The sequence below is a fragment of the Thermogemmatispora tikiterensis genome, from assembly GCF_003268475.1.
GTDB classification, from domain to species: Bacteria; Chloroflexota; Ktedonobacteria; order Ktedonobacterales; family Ktedonobacteraceae; genus Thermogemmatispora; species Thermogemmatispora tikiterensis.
Genome location: NZ_MCIF01000002.1, coordinates 907,150 through 927,285, shown reverse-complemented (window position 1 = coordinate 927,285; position 20,136 = coordinate 907,150). Strand labels below are relative to the sequence as shown.

16 protein-coding genes are annotated in these 20,136 nt (G+C 61.5%); 9 read left to right on the top strand and 7 right to left on the bottom strand.

Annotated elements, in window-relative coordinates:
- Positions 1–212 precede the first annotated feature (212 nt).
- Complete coding sequence (locus tag A4R35_RS24140; RefSeq protein WP_189361293.1) at positions 213–704, top strand: CHAP domain-containing protein; 492 nt, start codon at positions 213–215, stop codon at positions 702–704.
- 401 nt (positions 705–1,105) lie between these two features.
- Here A4R35_RS24140 and A4R35_RS03915 read toward each other — a convergent pair whose 3' ends face one another.
- The 4 genes from A4R35_RS03915 to A4R35_RS24590 all read right to left on the bottom strand — a co-directional run bounded on the left by A4R35_RS03915 (position 1,106) and on the right by A4R35_RS24590 (position 5,489).
- A complete protein-coding gene (locus A4R35_RS03915; protein WP_112426731.1) occupies positions 1,106–2,332 on the bottom strand; it encodes a Vgb family protein in 1,227 nt (408 codons plus the stop codon).
- A gap of 2 nt (positions 2,333–2,334) precedes the next feature.
- A complete protein-coding gene (gene mtaB / locus A4R35_RS03910) occupies positions 2,335–3,804 on the bottom strand; it encodes a tRNA (N(6)-L-threonylcarbamoyladenosine(37)-C(2))-methylthiotransferase MtaB (protein WP_112426729.1) in 1,470 nt (489 codons plus the stop codon).
- A gap of 367 nt (positions 3,805–4,171) precedes the next feature.
- Positions 4,172–5,002: a DUF2085 domain-containing protein gene (locus A4R35_RS03905; RefSeq protein WP_112426727.1), complete on the bottom strand. Its 831-nt coding sequence runs from the start codon at positions 5,000–5,002 to the stop codon at positions 4,172–4,174.
- A gap of 40 nt (positions 5,003–5,042) precedes the next feature.
- Complete coding sequence (locus tag A4R35_RS24590; protein WP_223258181.1) at positions 5,043–5,489, bottom strand: glutaredoxin family protein; 447 nt, start codon at positions 5,487–5,489, stop codon at positions 5,043–5,045.
- Between the two features lie 105 nt (positions 5,490–5,594).
- On the opposite strand from A4R35_RS24590, the gene A4R35_RS03895 reads away from it, so the two are divergent.
- Complete coding sequence (locus A4R35_RS03895) at positions 5,595–7,886, top strand: RNB domain-containing ribonuclease (protein ID WP_112426725.1); 2,292 nt, start codon at positions 5,595–5,597, stop codon at positions 7,884–7,886.
- A 28-nt stretch (positions 7,887–7,914) separates the two neighbouring features.
- On the opposite strand, the gene A4R35_RS03890 is transcribed toward A4R35_RS03895, so the two are convergent.
- Together A4R35_RS03890 and A4R35_RS03885 are read right to left on the bottom strand one after the other, a co-directional pair.
- Complete coding sequence (locus A4R35_RS03890) at positions 7,915–8,436, bottom strand: OsmC family protein (RefSeq protein ID WP_112433979.1); 522 nt, start codon at positions 8,434–8,436, stop codon at positions 7,915–7,917.
- Between the two features lie 208 nt (positions 8,437–8,644).
- Complete coding sequence (locus A4R35_RS03885; protein ID WP_189361289.1) at positions 8,645–10,069, bottom strand: cellulose binding domain-containing protein; 1,425 nt, start codon at positions 10,067–10,069, stop codon at positions 8,645–8,647.
- A 327-nt stretch (positions 10,070–10,396) separates the two neighbouring features.
- Here A4R35_RS03885 and A4R35_RS03880 point away from each other — a divergent pair, with 327 nt between their 5' ends.
- Complete coding sequence (locus tag A4R35_RS03880; protein WP_223258180.1) at positions 10,397–10,834, top strand: OsmC family protein; 438 nt, start codon at positions 10,397–10,399, stop codon at positions 10,832–10,834.
- A 351-nt stretch (positions 10,835–11,185) separates the two neighbouring features.
- Positions 11,186–11,386: a helix-turn-helix domain-containing protein gene (locus A4R35_RS03875; RefSeq protein WP_052889029.1), complete on the top strand. Its 201-nt coding sequence runs from the start codon at positions 11,186–11,188 to the stop codon at positions 11,384–11,386.
- A 459-nt stretch (positions 11,387–11,845) separates the two neighbouring features.
- Here the strand turns inward: A4R35_RS03875 and A4R35_RS03870 are convergent, their stop codons facing one another.
- Positions 11,846–12,250 carry a YkvA family protein gene (locus A4R35_RS03870; protein ID WP_112426721.1) on the bottom strand — a complete coding sequence of 135 codons (405 nt, stop codon included), beginning with the start codon at positions 12,248–12,250 and terminating at the stop codon, positions 11,846–11,848.
- Positions 12,251–12,531: 281 nt separating this feature from the next.
- Between A4R35_RS03870 and A4R35_RS03865 the strand changes: the two genes are divergently transcribed.
- The 5 genes from A4R35_RS03865 (at position 12,532) to A4R35_RS03840 (ending at position 20,021) form a co-directional block, all read left to right on the top strand.
- Positions 12,532–13,305: a ferritin-like domain-containing protein gene (locus A4R35_RS03865; RefSeq protein ID WP_112426719.1), complete on the top strand. Its 774-nt coding sequence runs from the start codon at positions 12,532–12,534 to the stop codon at positions 13,303–13,305.
- Between the two features lie 650 nt (positions 13,306–13,955).
- A complete protein-coding gene (locus A4R35_RS03855; RefSeq protein WP_223258179.1) occupies positions 13,956–16,070 on the top strand; it encodes a molybdopterin oxidoreductase family protein in 2,115 nt (704 codons plus the stop codon).
- Positions 16,071–16,091: 21 nt separating this feature from the next.
- Complete coding sequence (nirB, locus tag A4R35_RS03850) at positions 16,092–18,569, top strand: nitrite reductase large subunit NirB (RefSeq protein WP_112426713.1); 2,478 nt, start codon at positions 16,092–16,094, stop codon at positions 18,567–18,569.
- A 108-nt stretch (positions 18,570–18,677) separates the two neighbouring features.
- On the top strand, positions 18,678–19,019 hold the full coding sequence (locus A4R35_RS03845; protein ID WP_223258178.1) for a Rieske (2Fe-2S) protein: 342 nt from the start codon (positions 18,678–18,680) through the stop codon (positions 19,017–19,019).
- 159 nt (positions 19,020–19,178) lie between these two features.
- Positions 19,179–20,021: a uroporphyrinogen-III synthase gene (locus A4R35_RS03840; RefSeq protein ID WP_112426711.1), complete on the top strand. Its 843-nt coding sequence runs from the start codon at positions 19,179–19,181 to the stop codon at positions 20,019–20,021.
- Positions 20,022–20,136 lie beyond the last annotated feature (115 nt).

The window sequence follows — 20,136 nt, the reverse complement described above, 5'->3', positions numbered from 1 at the left end:
GCCGCGCGTGGGGGCCTGCTCCACTGGGCGCAGAGGCTGGCAAACATCGGCAACGATCCCAGCATCTTTTCCCCAACAAAGAGCCTCGGCCAACGAGTGCGCACACTCAGCGCCCACGGCCTGCTAACACAGCAGCGTCGGCTCGTCAGCCCCGTCGACACAGCCGACCGGAACCGGCCCAGCTTCCCACGCAGCTCCAGTCCGGGGCAGTCGTGTCTCATACCCCCTCCGGACCAGAGGCTGCGAGCTGGCCACCTCCCCAGATCGTGGCCACGCCAACGGCAGCAGCGCCGCAGGAGCCGCCGCCGTCGCAGGCCACGGGATCACCGGGCGGCAGCAGCCGGCCAGTGACCAGTGGCAACGTCTTCCCCTATGGACAATGCACCTGGTGGGCCAATCAGCGCTATTTCCAGCTGCATGGAATCTATGTTCCCTGGCGCACCCAGGCCGATGCCTGGCAATGGGTAGCGCGGGCCTATGAGTTTCACTGGCACGTCTCGCGTGATCCCGTGCCTGGGGCCATCATTGTGTTGCAGCCGGGGGTCGAAGGGGCCTATGCCTTGGGACATGTGGCGGTGGTGGAAAAGGTACTGGGCCAGGGGCGTGTACTGGCCAGCACCATGAATTGGGGTGCCGCTCCCTGGAAAGTCCAGTACGTTGTGTACAGCGTCGGTCCTGGCGTCGCCTTTATCTACAGCGACTAGCTTGCGCGACCAGTCGCGGCTCAGCGCCCGGCCAGTGTATCTATGGTCTGGCGAAAGACGCTGCTGGCTCAATGTACAGTGGGCCGGCTTGCCTTCCTGACGCGGGTCGCCGAGTCGCAACCAAAAAAAGCGAGAACAATGATCAGCAGAGGCAATTGCAGATCCTACCAGACCACCTGCGGCCCGACGTGGCTAGACAGAGCTGCGCAGCCTGCCCGCTCTCTCGGCTACCGTCCTTACCGCTGTGGCCTGGTCCATACTGGCCATCCGTGATCGCGCGCCAGCAGGGTAGTGCCTGGGATGTGTCTATCTATCCGTACATACGGACATCCGTCCTGCTGGCGCCTCCCCATGACAGAATGGTGGTCAGCTGGCGAGGAAGCAGGTCCCTTGCCTCCTGCTTATGCGAGCGTCAGCAGGCCGAGCTGGTTAGCCCCTGCTTCCGTGAACCAGACTTGCTGGCGATTGGCCACCGCCACTCCGAAGGGGAAGCTGCTGGCCGTCGGCACCAGGTAGTAGAGGAAGCGCTGCTGCTCGGGGAGCAGATGAGCGAGCGCATTTGCAGCAGCCACCGTGACCCAGACCCCGTCGCTTCTATCCAGAGAGAGGCCGTAGAGGCCGCCAGACGAGCCATCGGGAGTCGGGGCATAGTAGCGGGTAAACTGGCGGCTGGAGGGATTGAAGCGGAGCAGTAAATTGTGAGCAAACGTGGTGATCCAAACCTGGCCCTGCTGGTCGACGGCAATCTCCATTGGCATCGCCCCGGGATCAGGGGTTGAGAAGGTCGTAATGGTTCCCGTGTGCGGATCAAGATAGCCAATACGGTTCTGGCTTGATTCCGTGAACCAGAGGTTCCCGTGTGCGTCGCTGGCCAGGCCATAGGGATTGAGCTGCTGGACAGTATGGTGTGCTGAGAGTGGGTACTGGCGCAGCTCTCCCGTTGCAGGATTGAGACGTCCCAGCGCATCGGCATTCATCTCCGTGAACCAGATCAGGCCCTGCCGGTCCATGAGCAGCTCATTGGGAGCCACTGGCAATGTCAGCTGCTTCCCCTTGTGGGCTGGATCGGGCGCGGTAACTATAGGCAACGGGTAGAGCTGGAAACGGCCAGTGCTGGGCAGGTAGTGACCAATATAGTTGGCGTACTGTTCCGCAAACCATAGCGAGCCATCGGGGGCCACAATCAGGCCCATCAGACCGCCCCGTCCGTGGGGAGGAGCTACTGTCTGCCAGCTCGCGCCCCGGGGATCAAACATCGCGATGCGGTTGCTGGCCATTACCCCAAACCAGACTCGCCCCTGCTGATCGAGAGCGGGCCGCATGAGCATGTCGCCCTCGGCATGACGCGTCAGCGGGTACTCGTGGAAGGTAGCCGTCTGGATCAGCGCCGGCAGCGCTCCGGGTTGGCTGATCAGGGTAGGTACGACCGTAGTCGTGGCAGCGACGGGCGGCTGACCAGTTGCGGTCGATGAGCAGCCGCAGGCGCTCAGGATCAGAAGGAAGGCGAGCAGCAGCCGGGGGAGCCACCAGCGGCGGATGGCCACCACAGAGGGCAATCGGTCGCCTCGTGCCGCCTGCCCTCCAGGCGCGCCTGCTCTTAGATGAGCAAGAGGCCCATCTTCATCCAAGGCTAAGCGACCTCCTCCACAAAGATCCCGCGGACCCCGTCCTCGCTCAGTTGCTCCAGGCGGACCGTCACAAAGGTATTCTGCCAGTTGCGCGTCTCGGCCTCTGGCAGTTGCTCCACCTCGACACGTACATAGGTATCGGTCAGCCCCTCCCAGTAGCCCTGCTTGCGCTGTTCCAGCAATACCTGAACCGTCTGACCCAGGAAACGCTGACGGAACTGGCGTGATAGTTCCGCGGCCAGTGCCAGCATGCGCTCACTGCGAGTCTTCTTTACCTCTTCCTTGACCTGGGAAGCCATGCGAGCTGCCGGCGTGCCCTGGCGCGGTGAGAAACGAAAGACGTGGCAGCGAGCGAAGCGCAGCTCGGCAGCAAGCGCGTAGGTCTGCTCGAAATCCTCCTCACTTTCCCCGGGGAAGCCTGTAATAATATCGGTGCTAATGGCGATATCGGGGATCAAACGCCGGGCCGTCATCGCAATCGTGCGATAGCGTTCGGTTGTGTAGCGCCGTCCCATGCGCCGCAGAATGGTATCTGAGCCGCTCTGCAAGGGGAGATGCAGATGACGGCAGAGGCGCGGATTCTCCCACAGCTCCAGCCACTCCAGGCGAAAATCTTCCGGCTCCAGCGAAGAGACCCGAATCCGGGCGATCGAGGTCTCGCGCAGCAAGGCTGCCAGGAGATCCCCAAGATCCTGCCGCGGATTCTCAGGGGGATGATAATCGCCCAGATGCACACCGGTCAGCACCACCTCCTTGTAGCCGGCGCGGGTCTTGCGCCGGACTTGCTCGACTACTGAGGCGATACTGCGACTGCGCGATCCGCCACGTACATATGGAACAATGCAATACGTGCAGCGATTATCGCACCCATCCTGGACCTTGATCTGCGCCCGTGTGCGCGAGAAGGGCGGGCGCCAATTGTCTGGCAGCGTCAGAGACGACAGGCTGTCGGCGTTCTCGGGGAGAGGCTCCGCCTCGAGGGGACTGTCGCTGCCAATGTGATAGCTATCAAGCGGCAGCATCGGCAACGCCCGCCCAGAGCCGCGCCCCTGCTGTCGATAGCCGGGCACCACGGTCGAGGCCCCCTGCTCAGCAGCGCGCTTGCCTTCCCGAAGACGCTGGCGAATAGCCTCCACCAGGGAGGTCTTGCCGCTATTACCAACCACCAGATCGACACCAGGCAAGGCAGCCACTGCCTGGGGATTGGCCTCGGCATAGCAACCTGTCACCACCAGGAGAGCGTTAGGTTGGCGGCGCTGCACCTGGTGGATCAACGCTCGTGAACTCCGATCCCCGAGATGGGTCACTGTACAGGTATTGACGATATAGACATCCGCCGGCTCGTTGAAATCCTGCTGGATAAAGCCGGCAGCATGCATCTGTTCGCTGATTGCCTCGCTATCGGCCTGGTTGACCTTGCAACCTAACGTCGCAATAGCGAATGTGGCCGGTCCGCGTTCTGAAAGGCTCATACGATCCCCAACTCTCTCCAAAGCTGGCTGGCCTCCCCTGATGATCTGCTCACACCATTCCTATCCTATAGACAGCCGTGCCACTCAGAGGTCGATGGTGTCCACGAACCCCCCCAACGGCCCCCCGGCAGCCCTGTCCGGGCCTTGCCTTCTGCTGGTTCCCAGAACGGAGCCGACAGACAGACCCACCACGGGGCGGGGCGGGACTTTCTCTGTGCAGAGAGAGTATCTAACAGCGCGCCTTTCGCTGTCAAGCGATCCAGACCAGGGCCCCCTCCTTACCGCTCATCTCGGTCTCCATCTCCTGGCCCCGCGCTCCGCGATCTGGAGACAATACAACCTGGGTGCCATCCGGCCTATGATCCCTTTATTGGCTCGTCTTCTCCTGCTGGGTGAGCGGCGCCGTAGAGCGGCTGCTGCCCCGGGCCTGGCGAATGGAGACCGAGGGCGCTGCTGGCTCGGCGGTCGGAGACAAGGCAACGGTCGGGAGCGCCTGGCCGGCAGTGGCTGTCTGAGCCGGGACCTGACCATTGGCCCAGGCAGGAGCGCCAACAGGACCAAGACCGACGGGAGCCAGCGAGGTGAGGGGCTGATAGGCCAGCGCGCGACGTAGCTGCAGGGCAGCGTTCATCTCGGGCGTGACTACCAGGTTGCGCTCAATCAACGGCAGCACAAAAAGCACATTGCCCAGTCCGAAGATGGTGCCCGTCAAAACGCGTAGCAGGGGGGTACTCTCACGCCAGCCGAACATCTGCGTGAAGCCATCGAGAGCAATCGGCACCAGAGTCAAGGCCCAGAGCCACCAGGGGATGCCGGGCAGGCGGCGCTTGCTCAGCACGAAAAGCAGCGACCCGACGAACATTGAGGCATAGATGGAGAAATTGCGCTCACACATCCCGAGAGGGTGACCAAAGATGTAAAAGGAATGTGATGGTATCTGAGCGCAGATGAGATGTAAAGCAAAGTAGATGGGGCGAGCGAGCGTATCCAGCCCAAAGTAGAATAAGAAAGGCACACTCACCGCCAGCAGCACAATGCTTCCCAACAGGGCCGTGACCCCATAAGCCCAATAACGCAGCAGCCAGGACCCCAGACCTTCAATCAGCGCGTTCAGGCGAGCCGAGCGACGTCGTCGAGGCACAGGAGCGGGGCGGGCAAGCGACTGAGGGAGTGGAGAGACTCCCTGATCGATGGCCATGAGCCTGGTCCTCCTCTTCTCTAGACAGACAGACAGACACTTAGGGCAAGTGGAAGGCCCTCACCAGATCGCGGAATTCAATGCGCCCTTCCAGGATCTGCCCATCAACAATAATCACCGGAATGCGATAGCGGTACAGTTCGAACAGCTCAGGATTGCCGCGAATATCAATCTCAGTCAAATCGAAGTCTAGCTGGCTAGCGATATCCTCAAGCATCTCCCGGGCCTCGTCGCACAGGTGGCAGCCGGCTTTCGTATAGAAGGTCACCTGTGGCGAGGACTGCTGCTTCTGCCGACTCACGCGCGTTGCTCCATTTTCTTTCCGCCCGCCAGTTTCCTCACGAACGTGGGGAATGGTTCCAGCGGCTGGCAGGATAGGTTCCTTCTCCGGGGAAATGATATCACGTCGGCCCCGCTGGCGACAAGCGGGAAACGGGAGCGCCGGCGCCGAAATGCCGTGGATATACTGCAGGATAGGCCCTATCACCGTATACGGCCTTTGGCTCTGTCTGCCGATCTTGAGTAGGTGATACAATACAATATACTCATTGAGTCTTCTACTGCCAAGCGATGTGAAATGTGAGGAAGCAGGATGGCAACGAACGCAGCAGAGAGAGAGAGGAGCAGTAAGCGCTTTTCGGAGAAGGCCCGAGCAGGGGCCAGAGAGGCCGTCAGCCGGATCGCGGCCCTCCTGGAAGGGCGCCCGCTGGTCAGAGGGATCACCATCGATGGACCGGCCTCGCGCGATCTAGACGATGCTCTCTGGCTGGACCCCCTGCCCACGGGGGGCGTCCTCCTGCAAATCAGTATCGCCGATGTCGCCTCACTGGTCACCCCTCAGCTCACCCCCACGCTGGAGCAGGAGGCGCGAGAGCGGGCCTTTACACGCTATTACACCAATCACACGGTACCCTTGCTGCCGCGCCTGTTGAGCGAGGAACATCTCAGCCTGCTAGAGGGCCAGCGACGTCCAGCTGTGACCCTCATCCTGCCCTTCGATGCCACCTGGCAACCCGGCGAGCCACGCCTGAGCCTCACCTGTCTGGCGAGCGTCAAACGCCTCTCGTATGCGGAAGCCGACGCCTTGCTGAGCGAGCCGGATCGTCCCCTGGGGACGATGCTGCGCGCCCTCTACCGTCTCGCCGAGCAGCTCTTTCAGCTACGGTGCACTCGTGGTTCGCTTGCCCTCTACGATCTGCATCGAGGTTGGGCTACCAACGAAGAGGGCTTTCTCCTCCGCCTCAGCAGAGAGCAGCGGCATCGCTCCTATTTTCTGATACAGGAGTGTATGATCCTGGCCAACCAGCTCTTTGCTCACCTGCTGGCCCGGCGTGGTCTACCAGCCCTTTATCGCAACCACTGCTCCAAACCAATTGCCCCCACAGGTGAAGCCTTGCGCGAGATGCTTGAGACGGCCCTCTTACGGCCCGACCAGGTCAGGCCGGAGCAGGTCAGCGCCACCATCCAGCTGGTCGTTGAGCGAGCCACCTATGCACCGACCCTGCGCGGGCATTTTGGTCTCCAGCTGCCAGCCTATCTGCATCTGACATCGCCACTGCGACGCTATGCCGACCTGGTCAATCAGCGCATCCTGCTCTCCCTCATACAGAGCGAGAACGCCGCGCCGCTCCCCAGCCGCGAGGAGCTAGAGGAGATTGCCAGCCACCTCAACGAAATTGAACGCAGCCTGAAGGCGGAGAAACCAGCCTACTTCCTTTCGCTCTACGAGCAGCAACTGCAGCGGCAGGTGGAGGAGGCGCTGGCTCAGGGGGGAGAGCGTCCCCGTCCTCTAGCTGCGCTGGATGCACGACGCTTTCACAGCCTCATGCGTATCGCGGCGCAATCGCAGCTGTTGCCTCCAGTCATCGAAGAAGAGATTCTGGCTCGTCTGCGCGAAGACGTCCTTGGTCCTCATGATCTCTTTACCCTGCTTTTTCGTTTCCCGACCACCGGTCAGGGCTGGGAGCGCGTCAAGCGGGCTGCTCTCTCCTCCCTGTGTCGTCAGCCGCAGCATGCCATCAGCCTGCTCGCCATGGGACAGCAAATACTGGGCTGGGAGGCCCCAGCCTACCAGGAGCAGACTCTCTTTGGCAGTGGAGGGCAACCGTGCTTTAGCGCCTGCGTCAGCCTGCGCCTGGCCGACCAGTACTATCGCTCGGCGACATATCGGGCCCAGCGTAAGGATCGGGCGCGTCAGCTGGCCAGCGCTGATCTCCTGGTCAGAATGAGCGGCCTCGAACTGGAGGAGGTCGCACTTCTGCTGAAAGCGGCTTCCGATCTGCGCTGCCTCGCTGCCAGCAAGGAGGAACAAGATGCCGAGCGAGCGGGACAGACGCAGGATCACAGCCCAGAGCCACCGCTCGCCGAGGTCAACTACAAGGGCGCCTTGCAGGAGCTGGCACATGGTCATCGGTGGGGAACACCGCTCTACCGTCTGCTCGCTCACAACGGACCAGCACATGCACCCCACTTTACGGCGGAGTGTGAGCTGCTCATCGCTGGCGAGCGCTACAGCGCCAGCGGTCATGGCTCAAGCCGGGCCCGTGCCGAACAGGCAGCGGCCAGGAATCTCTTACAGCGTCTGCCTCTCCAACCAGAGCAGCGCCAGGCTCTGCTGGGGCCATCCGAGCGCTCGGCAATGCGCCTCCTGAATGAACTGCTACAGCGTCAGCGCATCGAGTGCGCCGAGTATGCCTATGAGCAGAGTGGATCACCCCAGGAACCGCGCTTCATCTGCACCTGCACCGTGACCTTACCTTCGGGGGAAGCACTCCGGGCTATCGCTCAGGGACGGACCAAGCGCGCTGCAGCCAGAGCGGCAGCCCTGAATATGCTCAAGGCCTTGCGCACCCAGGCGGATGAGCAAGGCCTTGAGAACCACTGAGCGTGTCGAGAGAGCAGGGCACAGAGACTCAGTCGGAGAGAAGCGTAGCGTGTAAGGGGATAGCCTTCTCGATTGTCTGCCCCACAGGTGAGGTACGCAGTACATGCTGATGGAGTTCTTCAAGCACTTCCTGCGGGGCTTCGGCCTTCAGGTGGACACGCACCTCGATCCCGGTGTAGCCGGCATGCCCTTCACGTAGACCAAGAAATACAGGCAAATCGATGTGGCCCTCTAATTCGACGCGCAGCTCCTGAATCTGGATGCCGCGCAGAGACGCATTGGCGGTATAGCCGATGGCCAGACAGCTTCCCAGTGCACCGAGCAGCTGCTCTACCGGATTGGGGGCGGTATCACTACCGCCCAGGGCCTTCGGCTCATCGGCATAGCTGGGGGGCAGGTCACGGATGCGAATCTCGTTCAGGAAGCCGCCTCTCCAGGTCACCTCAGCCCTCCAGAGGGTATCACCAGCCGCCGGCTCGTTCTGCAGTTTCGTACGCAGGGCCGCGATAGCTGCACTATCGACACCGTTGACCGTCGCAGATGTACTCACCTGGACCTCCAAAATTGACTTAGTAGATCAAGAAAATCAATTTTTTGGGTAAGTATACGGCAAGGGCGGCCTTCTGTCAAGGGGGAAGGGTAGGGGAGATTCAGAACGGCACGCTTCTCCACTGGCGCTCGAAGCAGGAGCGAGCGGAGAAGCGTGCCGCCAACAGCGAGCCGACTGCTTGCTGTCAGGAAAGTGCTGAACAGGCCAGCTAGCCTGTCGTATAGGTCACGGGCGTATAGGCGCTTGGGCAGGATGAGCCACAGCTACTGGGATAACTAAAGTAGTAGATGCGCCCATTGTTGATCAGCTGGTCGGTAACGTCATAGACCCGGATGGCATACTGGCTGCCCCCTGGCGTCGTGGGCAGGATCACATAATCGTTCCCCATATCGGCATCCATCTGGGCATGGACCCAGGTCCCGTTTTGATAATAGTCAACCCCGTGGATGCCGTTGGCCAGGTGCGTGATGGAGATCGCCGACCAGTAGGGATTAGCACCCTGCAGGAAGGCGATATGGATATCGCCCGTGTAGTTAGGGGCCGGGATGAACTGCCAGCTGATCTGGCGATTGTTCCAGGCGTTGGGATACATATTACCCACCGGCTGGCCATTGATCTGGAACTGGTTCAAGGCGCGCTGGACGATGTCCAGGTGATAGGGATCATCACGGCACCAGGCATTGCCATCCTGGCAGCTATCGGCCACCACCAGGTCGAGGGTGGCGCCGGTATACTGATCGTTGACCCAGCTCCCATTGCGGCAGAAGGGCTCGTTCGGGGCCCCGTCGTTAATGCCGGTACAATAGGCACCAATTGTCACGCGTACCCAGCGCCCACAGTTGAGGCCGTTGTCGAAGACGCCGATCTTGCTGGCATTCTGGGCCGAAATCGGGCGCGGGAGGTAGGTACTATAGTCGCCCGGCGTATTCTGCACGTTAAGGGCCACGTAGTAAGGCGAATCGATGTAGCCGTCGGGAACTCCGCACCCGCCATAGGGACTTCCCACGCCAGAGAACCAGGTCGCATTACCGGTATGCACGCCATCCAGCGGCAGGGGTGTGGTCGGAACGCCCGGAATCCCCGGTGTCGGCGTTGTGCTGGCGGTGGCTGTAGGCGTCAAGGCCGGGGTCGGCGTTGGCGTCGGAGAGGGGGTTGTGCCCGCTGTAGGCGTCGGCGTGCTGCCTGGTGTTGCCGTCGCACTGCCCCCGCTGTTGCAGGCATTGCCGTTCACCGCGAAGGCGGTCGGTACAGGGTTACTCGTGGTCCAGGTGCCATTGAAACCAGGGTTGACGGTCCCGTTTGCCGGAACGCTCCCGTTCCAGCTGGCGTTGGTGACGGTCACGTCCTGCCCCGATTGGCTGAAGGTCCCATTCCAACCCTGGGTGACACTCTGGCCCGCTGCCGGGAAAGTAAAGGTCAGTGTCCAGCCGTTCCAGGCGCTGCCACTCGTATTCTGAATGACGATGTTGGCGCCGAAGCCGCCGGGCCACTGGCTGGTAATGGTGTAGGAGACCTGACAGTACGAGGCGGCATAGCTGACCCTGGCCCGGCTCAATAGACCGGCTACCAGCGAGCACATGACCACGACGGTCAGGCTGATCAATAGGAAGCGTGAGCGTCCAATACTCCTCATTCCGCTTCTCCTTGCACAGTAAGGCCAGTCGTGAGCCAGGGCGGTGGAGGCGATCATCAGGGCCTGGCCGGCCCTGACGCCGTCTACCACCCCGGCTCAGGGTCTTTCTGCCCCAGTATAGAGGAAAAGAAACTGTCATAGCCAGAGCAAGTAGCAGTCATCTGCAAGACAGTGGCACGCGATAGCGGCGAACTGGGCCCGCCCGGTCGATCTACCCAGGTTGAGGCGGTCAGGCATGGTACAATACAAGGCAGCCAGGATCTGGCTCGATAGGCTCCGAGGGAGCAAAACACCATCAAGCTGAGGTGACAGACAAGGAGTGTAGCGATGACGCTGACCGTGGCAGCGCGACTGCGCTTGCAGGAGAACATGACCTTTCTGGCGGAGACAGCCAGCGGAAAGCTGCTGTCGTTAACAGCGGCTGCCGAGCAGGGAGGAGTCGAAGGGAAGCTGCGCCCGATGGAGCTGCTGCCGCTGGCTCTGGGGGCTTGCACTGGCATCACGGTTCTGTCCATTCTACGCAAAAAACGTCTGCAAATTACTTCTTATGAGGTCGTTGTCCATAGCGAGCGGGCAGAGCACCACCCACGTGTCTTTACCGCCTTTCATGTGGAACATCGTATCGCAGGCGTTGCTCTTGAACAGGAGGTGATTGCACGAGCTATTGAACTCAGCGAAACAAAATATTGCCCCGTGAGCGCCATGCTGCGAGCGGCGGCCCCGATCACGCACAGTGTGACGCTCCTGGCCCCCGGCAAGCCGTAGCGTGCCTGGCCTGGGTCAGGTAAGGACTCCCTCGCTTGAGCAGCAGCGTGAGCCAGTTTGAACGGTTGGGGGGGGCCACAAAGGGGCTAGAAAGAGGCTTGTCAGAGGCTCTTGGAAACGGTATGATAGACGCATCTCGATGCCAATGCTGCAGACACAGAATACCGTCGTGGCGGTTCCAGGGCGCGAGAGGGGCCAGCCCTGTGGAGCGCTGGTGAGAAAGGAAAGCATCCCTGGTCCAAAGGGGACGCCAGGCGGGGGCAGCCCTGGGTGTCTGTCCCCTCCCCTCTTTCCTCTCTTTTCCCTGGAAGCGGTTGTGTCGGACCGGTTGTCTGCGAAGGAGAGAAGGTTATGGATCGACATCTGGAAGTGGAAGAACTGCTCACAATCAGCGAAGTCGCACAGCTCTTGAGGGTCGATGCTACCACGGTCAGACGCTGGGTCAAGGAGGGCTTGCTAGAGGGAGTGCGCCTGCCTCGGGCCAGCCAGCGCCAGAGTTATCGTATTAAGCGCTCAACGCTGGAACGGCTCTTAGGTGAGGGGCAGAAGTAGCGTTGCATCGTGACTGGTGACTGCTGATAGCTAGTGTGTGGGCTGATGGTCGTGGATGGCTGGTGACGACTACGGGTGGAATTGGAATAGTTGCCCCTCTAAGATCGAACAAGGTACAGCCTGCGATCGCAGTCAGAGGGACTCTAGGCATGGTGGTCGGTGTCTCTCTACTATTTCTCTCCTCTGTCGAGGAAGGGCTATTTGTCTAAAGGGGCGTGTCCCCTGGTTGCTGTGGCATCGAGTCGTTTTGTTGCCAGCAGTGAGAGGGAGGCAAAAGCGACCGTGGTGAAGCGAAACAGGGAACGCCCCCGGATCGATCTTTCCGAATGCTGATTGTTCGCTTCGCTTGTCTTCGGGCCAAGAGTTGTGATGCTACCTGGCGATGAGGCCGGGTAGCTTCTCTTCTGTGCACCACGGGCGGGCCAGGTAGGATGGATGGGGCCGGGCCGGCTGGCTTTTTCAGTGACCTGGTATGAGATGAGACTTGCTAAGCACCCAGAGCGAGAAGAGGATGCCAAGTCCCCAGAACGCCAGCACCAGAAAGATTCCTCCTCGAAAGCGAGGCCTCTCCTGGGCCTGAGCGGTGCGTGCACGGGCCCGGCTCTCCTCTAGAATAGCAGGCGGCAGGAGCTTGATAGCCAGAAGAATTCCGAGCGGCAGAATGACCAGATCATCAAGATAGCCGACGACCGGGATGCAGTCAGGGATCAGGTCGACCGGACTGAAGGCATAGCTCAGGAGACCAAGAAGCAACAGGCGGTGGTACCAGGGCAGGCGCGGATCACGATAGGCCAGGAGCAGGGCATGGACTTCTTGCCGCAGTTGACGGACGCGCGCTTGCCAGCGCGCCCTGAAGGCTTGCATCGTCCCTCCAACTCTTCTCTCAAGAGTCTCTCCCCTTAAGTATACGTGCCGCGGCAAGCCGCCGCGCTCCCAGACTGGGCACCTCAGTAATCCAGTTGCCGACGCAGCGCGTATGTGCTCAATGTCAGGATAGAGAGGGCCACTGCAGTGCAGGTCAACAGGCCGGCCTCTAAGGCGGCTATCTCTCTTCTCGTTACCTTGGCCGGTCTGACTGACGGGAGGGGCGCAACCGTTGGCAGCCAGCTTACCCACTACTCTGATGGAGATGAGGAAGACGAAGCATGTTCGATCCTGTGCACGATTCACAGCTAGCTAGCCAGCAGTCTGACATCCAGGGGGAGGAGTCAGCTACTGCCAGGACCAGGGTCCCGGCACGCCGGGCCTTTTTACGCCGCTCGTTGACAGGGATGGTGCTGGCGGTACCCGTTGGGGGCTTGCTGGCGGCCTGCGGCTCCGGCTCGACGATGACGGGTTCGGCCTCAACGCCGACCAGTGCAGCCACTTCAGCGCCATCATCCCCAGTACGCATGCTCTCGCTCGCGGCGGTGGCTGATAGTGGCTCGGCCTTCCGCGAGATTATGCAGGATGAGAATGCCCATGTGACCTTTCTGCAGCAGGCCCTGACCAAGGCAGGCGTTCAGCCTCGCCCCAAGCCAACCTTCAAGAACCTGGAGCAGATGGACGTCCAGGCCTTCGCTCAGTTGGCCCAAACCTTTGAGAATGTTGGGGTGGGAGCCTATTTGATGGCGGCCCCGGCTATCGCCACCAAAGCCTATCTGGCCGCCGCTGGTTCGATCCTGACAGTGGAGGCACGCCATGCCGGCTTTCTCGATGCCTTGCTCAATAAGCCGCTAAGCGCCAATGGGGCCTTCGACAAGCCGCTCTCGCAAGCCGAGATTGTGAACGCCGTGTCGCCTTTTATTGCCAGTCTCAATGGTGGCTCCGATCCCTCGGCCTCTCTCAAGAACGACGCGGCTATTCTGAATTTCGCGCTCCTCCTGGAGTTCCTGGAGGCCGAATTTTATAATGTGAATGTACCAAAATTCTTCAAATAGCGCTCTCTTCGCTCCTCTGCCCCTTCTGGGGACAGATGTTGCTGGCAAGGGAACGGGGTGGGAGGAGCGGGCTGGGCGCCGGACGCCGGTTCTGTGGAGACAGCGGTCGCTCAGGCACTGCCGGGAAGGTTGCCTGTCGACCGTCTTCTTCGCTCGCTGGCGTCCGGCGCTTTTTTGGGCGGCGATAGAAGGGCAGCGCCCCGCGCTGCCCAGGCTGCAAGGCAACACGGCCAGGGGCCTTCAGGACAGCCACCAGATCAGTGAATTGTGCAATATAGCCAATAAGCAGAGGAGAATCTTCAGCTATTCTGCCAATGACAGCGCTAAAAATGGGATGGTAATGTATATTCACAAAAGGTAACTGTGCAGATTGACTAAAGGCTCTGCCGATCATCAGGCCGGCCCGGGCAGACAGTGACTGCAGAGCCAGAGACAGTCGATGGCTGCCAGTCGATCCGACCGGAGTAGATCCCACAGCGCTGCTGCTGCCCCTGTTCCCCTGGACGCGGCAAGGAACCAGACCGGGCGAGGAGCGGTCGGGGAACAAAGAGTGACGATGCGCATCCCGCCTGTATGAGAGCGGCCCTGGACCAGACCAGCTCTGGTCTGGCTAGCTGGCTGCCTTGCTCCTAGAGCGAGGGAGGATAGCCTTGCAGCTGCGGCGAGAGACAAGTAGCGGCTCAAACAGCGTAGCAACTCATTGCCCATACTGTGCCTTCCAGTGCGGCATGCTCCTGGGAGGAGGCCCGCAACAGCTATGGATCGAGGGCGACAGAGGCTTTCCTGTCAACAAGGGAGGACTCTGCCTTAAAGGATGGACCGCACCGCAGACGCTGGCCCATCCTGAACGCCTCCAGACACCCCTCAAACGTCAGCCCGATGGACGCCTGCTGCCGATCTCATGGGACGAAGCGCTCGATAGCATTGTGCAGCATATCCACATCACCCAGCAGCGCTATGGCAAGGAGGCTGTCGGCGTCTTCGGTAGCGGGGCCTTGACTAACGAAGAGGCCTATCTGCTCGGCAAGTTTGCCCGCCTGGCCCTGAACACTTCCCAGATCGACTACAACGGGCGCTTCTGCATGTCCTCGGCGGCGGAAGCCATGAATCGCGCCTTTGGCCTCGACAGGGGGCTGCCCTTCCCTCTGGAGGACCTGGCTCAGGCCGAGGTCATCCTCCTCGCGGGAAGTAACATCGCCGAAACTATGCCCCCGCTGATGCAGTATCTGGACCGTCAGCAGCGAGCTGGGGGCCTGCTGATCACGGTTGATCCCCGTCACAGCCTCACGGCTCGTTCAGGCCGGCGCCATCTGCAGCTCACGCCCGGCAGCGATGCGGTGCTGGCCAATGGTCTGCTGCACGTTCTGATTCGCGATGGCCTTGTCGACGAAGATTACATCGCCCAACGTACCAGCCACTTTGACGCCGCGCGGGCGATGGCCGCCGCCTATTGGCCGGAGCGTGTCGAACGTCTGACCGGTGTGCCCGAGCGAGACCTGACCGAGGTGGCTCACCTGCTGGGCCACGCTCGCTCTGCCATCATCTTGACCGGGCGCGGCGTTGAGCAGCAGCGTCAAGGGGTGACCAATGTCCTGGCCTATATCAACGTTGCCCTGGCCCTTGGGCTTGTCGGTAAGCCCGGAAGCGGCTTCGGCAGCCTCACTGGCCAGGGCAACGGCCAGGGAGGACGCGAGCACGGCCAGAAGGCCAATCAGCTCCCGGGCTATCGCCGGATCGACGATCCTACGGCCAGAGCCACCATCGCTCGCGTCTGGGGGATTGACGAGGGCGAGCTTCCTGGTCCAGGCCGCTCAGCTTATGAACTGCTGACCAGCCTGGGCACGCCCGAGGGCGTGCGCTGCCTGTTCGTCATGGGCAGTAACCTGGTGGTCTCAGCTCCTAACGCCCTGCACATCGAAGAGCGACTGGCCGCCCTCGACTGCCTGATCGTCTGTGACTTCTTCCTCTCTGAGACGGCGCGGCTAGCTACGATTGTCTTACCGGTCACTCAATGGGCCGAAGAAGAGGGCACGCTCACCAATCTCGAAGGCCGTGTCATCCATCGGCGGCGTGCCTTTGCCCCGCCAGCCGGTGTCTGGGATGAGATCACGCTGCTCTGCGAGCTGGCCAGGCGCCTGGGCAAAGGCCAGTATTTCCCCTTTCGTAACGCGCGGGAAGTCTTCGAAGAACTCAGACGCGCCAGCGCCGGGGGCCTGGCCGATTATGCCGGCATCACCTACGAAAAGATCGATGCCCAGCAGGGCGTTTTCTGGCCCTGCCCGACGCCAGAGCACCCAGGTACTCCTCGCCTCTTCGCCGACGGCTTTCCCACTGCCGACGGGCGCGCCCGCTTTCATGTGACCCACTATCAGGGGCCTGGCGAAGAGCCTGACCGCGACTATCCCCTCTATCTCAGCACAGGCCGCATTCTGGCCCATTATCAGTCAGGCAGCCAGACCCGGCGCATCAGTCAGCTGCGCGCACTCAGTCCTGAGCCATTGATCGAGATTCACCCCACCACAGCCAGGGAGCACGGTCTCTCTGAAGGGGACCTGGCCCTGCTCTCGACACGCCGGGCGAGTATGCGGGGCCGTATCACGATCAATGAGGCCATTCGCGAGGATACGCTTTTCGTCCCTTTCCACTGGGGTGACGTACAAGCAGTCAATCGCCTGACCAGTAGTGCGCTCGATCCTATAAGTCGCATGCCCGAGTTCAAGGTCTGTGCAGCACGCATCGAGCGCCTTGCCAGTCCAGGCGAGTAATAGAGGGAGGGAGCAACGCAGATGACGCGGAAACAGCGACTCGTTGTCATCGGCAATGGTATGGGCGGCGCCCGCCTTGTCGAAGAGATCGTCAGCCGCCCAGGAGGAGAGCATTACGAGATCACGGTCTTGGGCGCCGAACCCTACGGGAACTATAATCGTATCCTGCTCTCAGGGGTCCTGGCCGGTACCTATTGTCCCGAACAGATCTTTCTCCATCCGCTGGCCTGGTACGAGCAACATGATGTCAGACTCTGCGCCGGTCAGGCCGCCACTCGCCTTGACTGGCAGAGCCACCGTGTCCAGATCGCAGATGGCTCCTGGGAACCTTACGACCGCCTGGTGATCGCGACTGGCAGCAGTCCCTGTCTTCCCCTTTTGCTCAACCTTGTGCGTGAGGATGGCCAGCTGATCGAGGGAGCCTTTACTTTCCGTACCCTGGACGACTGCCAGGCCATCCTTGCCCACAGCAGCCACGCTAGACGGGCCGCTATCATCGGCGGGGGACTCCTCGGACTGGAGGCTGCCAGTGGTCTGGTCAAACGTGGGCTGGAGGTTCACCTCATCCACCGTGCTCCCCACCTTCTCAACCTTCAGCTCGATGCGGCAGGCAGCGCCGTCTTAGCCCGCCTCGTCAGCGAGCAGGGAGTTCAGCTACACCTCAGTAAGGAGACGGTGGCCGTCCTCGGAGAAGATCGGCTCTACGGCCTGCGCTTCAGTGATGGTAGCGAACTCGCCTGCGACCTCTGCATCATTGCCACCGGCACCCGCCCTAATACCGATCTGTCACAGGCAGCTGGTCTGGCTGTCAGGCGCGGCATCGTCATCGATGATGACCTGGCCTGCAGTGTCCCCGACGTTTTTGCCCTCGGTGAGTGCGCCGAGCATCGCGGGCAGACCTATGGCCTGGTCGCCCCCGTCTGGGAACAGGCCCGCATCCTGGCCGAACGCCTGACCGACAGCGCCAGTCAGAAACAGTACACTGGCTCAGCTATCTCTACCCGGCTCAAAGTCAGTGGCCTTGATCTGACGGTTATGGGCGATAAAGAGCCGGCCAGCAGCACTGACGAGATCGTCACCTACGCCGAACCCACCCGCGGGATCTACAAGAAGCTGATCGTACGCGAGGGGCGCCTGCAGGGCGCCATCCTGCTGGGCGACCTGCCAGGCAGTATGCCTGCTGCCCGCCTTGTGCAACTCTTCCTGCGCGGTGACCCTCTGCCCACCAACCGCGCTGAGCTGCTCTTCCCCTGTCATGCTGGTAGCAAGCAGGCGCTATCGGTGGCCGAGCTGCCCGACGACGCGCAAATCTGCAACTGCAACGGTGTCTCCAAAGGCGCCATCCTTGCCGCCGTGCGCGCTGGCAAGCGCAGCCTCCAGGCCCTCTGTGAGGCCACGCGCGCCGCCACTGGCTGTGGCTCCTGCAAGAGCCAGGTCCAGGAGCTACTCGTCCTGGCCTGCGAGGGCGAGGTGGCCGAAGACCCGGCTGTGCACTACTACGTCCCGGCCATTCCCTTGACCAAGCCTGAACTGGTGCGCGTCATCAAAGAGCGTAAGCTGCGCAGTGTCTCCGCTGTCTTCCAGGCGCTCGCCGACGGCAGAGAAGACCCGACCAGCAAAGCCGGCCTGGCCTCGCTGCTCAAGACCATTTGGGGCAAGGACTACCAGGACGAGCGCGATGCCCGTTTCATCAATGACCGCGTACACGCCAATATCCAGAAAGACGGCACCTTCAGCGTCGTGCCGCGCATCTACGGGGGCGTCACCACGCCTGAGCAACTGCGCCGCATAGCCGACGTCGCCGAAAAATATCGCGTGCCGCTCGTCAAGATCACTGGTGGACAGCGCATCGACCTGGTTGGTGTGCGTAAAGAGCAGCTGCCGGCCATCTGGAAAGACCTCGGCATGCCCTCCGGCCATGCCTATACCAAAGCCTTCCGCACCTGCAAGACCTGCCTGGGCAGCGACTTCTGCCGCTACGGCCTGGGCGACAGTACCGCCCTTGGCATCAAAATTGAGAGGCGCTATCAAGGCATCGAGATGCCACACAAGGTCAAGCTGGCTACTGCTGGCTGCCCACGTAACTGCTCAGAGGCTACGACTAAGGACCTGGGGGCCGTGGCCATCGAGGGAGGACGCTGGGAGATCTATGTTGGCGGGGCCGCTGGTTCGCGTGTTCGCAAGGGCGACCTGCTTTGCACGGTCGCGACCCATGAGGAGGTGCTGCTCTACATGGGGCGGTTCATGCAGTACTATCGCGAGAACGCGAAATATCAGGAACGCAGCTACGACTTCGTAGAGCGCGTTGGCATCGAGCACCTGCGGCGCGTCCTGGTGGAGGATGCCGAGGGCATCTGCGAGCGCCTCGACCGCGAGATTCAGGCTGCCGTCGACGCCTATGTTGACCCCTGGCAGCGCGAGGCCGAGCAGCCCGTGACTCCCACTCAGTTTAGCCAGGCTCTGGAGGCCGTGCCCGTTCCCCTGGGGGCCAGCGAGTGAGCATGCTTCGACCTGATCCGGTCTGCTTTCTCCATCCTGGTCCACGTACGCCCTGCAGGAAGTCCCGACGAGGACAGCATAGAGTGGAAAGGAGGAAACGAGCGAGCCATGATGAAGGCGCCGCTATCACCCGGAGCCGTGTGCTATAATCTAGGGCACATCAGCCGCATTCCGCGCGGCGAAGGCCGCACCTATCGGTTGCGCGATCGGCTCGTTGCCGTCTTTCGCAGCCGCAGCGAAGAGCTATTCGCGACGCAAGCTGACTGCCCCCACCGGGGAGGGCCTTTAGCCGACGGCATCATCGGCGATGGCACAGTCATCTGCCCGCTGCACGCTTTCAAATTCAACCTGCGCACGGGCACCCCGCTCGGGAATAGTTGCCCAAGCCTGCGCACCTATCCCGTCCGCCTTGATGCCGATGGCAACATTCTGATCACCGTTGACGACTAAAGAAGAGGGCCGGGGCAGGTCCTGCCCTCGCTGCCTCGGCCCGCCGCTCAAGTTGGGCCGCGGACAAACGAGACGACTTGCTACGTCACCCATGAGCCGATTGAGAGGGAGACGAGGCGAGTGGAAGGCAGAACACGGAAAGAGGAAAAGGGACCAGCTATGACAAGACGCTTTGCAGAGGCCGAGATCGCTGTCCTGGAAGCACGTATGAGCGGGGAACTCGCCAATCTCATCGCGCGTCACGGCGGACATGCCCGTTGCATCCCTGCCGTGCGCGAGGTCCCGCCAGCAGATGCGACCCAGCAGGCCATGACCTTGCTGCATGAGCTGTGCGCCCAGCGCCTGGACGCCATTATCTTCTCGACCGGCGTGGGCGCCAATGCACTATTACGGGAGATCGAGCGGCAGGGTCTGCTTCCAGAGCTGCTTGATGAACTCAAGCGGATCACCATCATCTGCCGTGGTCCTAAGCCGGCCACCGTGCTCAGGAAACATGGCCTGCCGGTGCACATCAGTGCACGCGAGCCATACACCACCGAGGAACTCCTCGATGCTCTGGATGAGGTCGAGCTGAACGGGAAGCGCGTGGCGCTGCTGCACTATGGAGAGCGCAACGCCCGGCTCGTGGCCTATCTGCAGGAGCGCGATGCGCGGGTTCTAGAGTTCTGCCTCTACGAGTGGCAGCTCCCTGAAGATACCAGTTCCCTCACCCAGCTCATCCACGACCTCTGCGCCGGACAAGTCGATGCCCTCATTCTGACCAGTCAGGTCCAGGTGCGTCACCTCTTCCAGCTGGCAGAGAGGGAGGGATGCCGCCAGAGGCTCGCCGAGGCCCTGCGCAAGCAGGTCACGGTCGCCTCGATTGGCCCCACGTGCAGTGAGGCTCTGCAGCAGTATGGCGTCAGGCCGCAGGTTGTACCGGAGCATCCGCGCATGGGACACCTCGTCAAAGCTCTCTCGGACTACCTAGAGCGCCAGAGCCAGACTCTTCCCAGGAGCTAACTGAGGCTCACGAATCTGCCGGTAAGCAGGGCTTTACCCATTGCCTCGGCCTGGTCCCCCTTCTTCTTCACGCTGGACTGCCCAGATGGCAGCTCCTAGTGAGTCAGGCTATCTT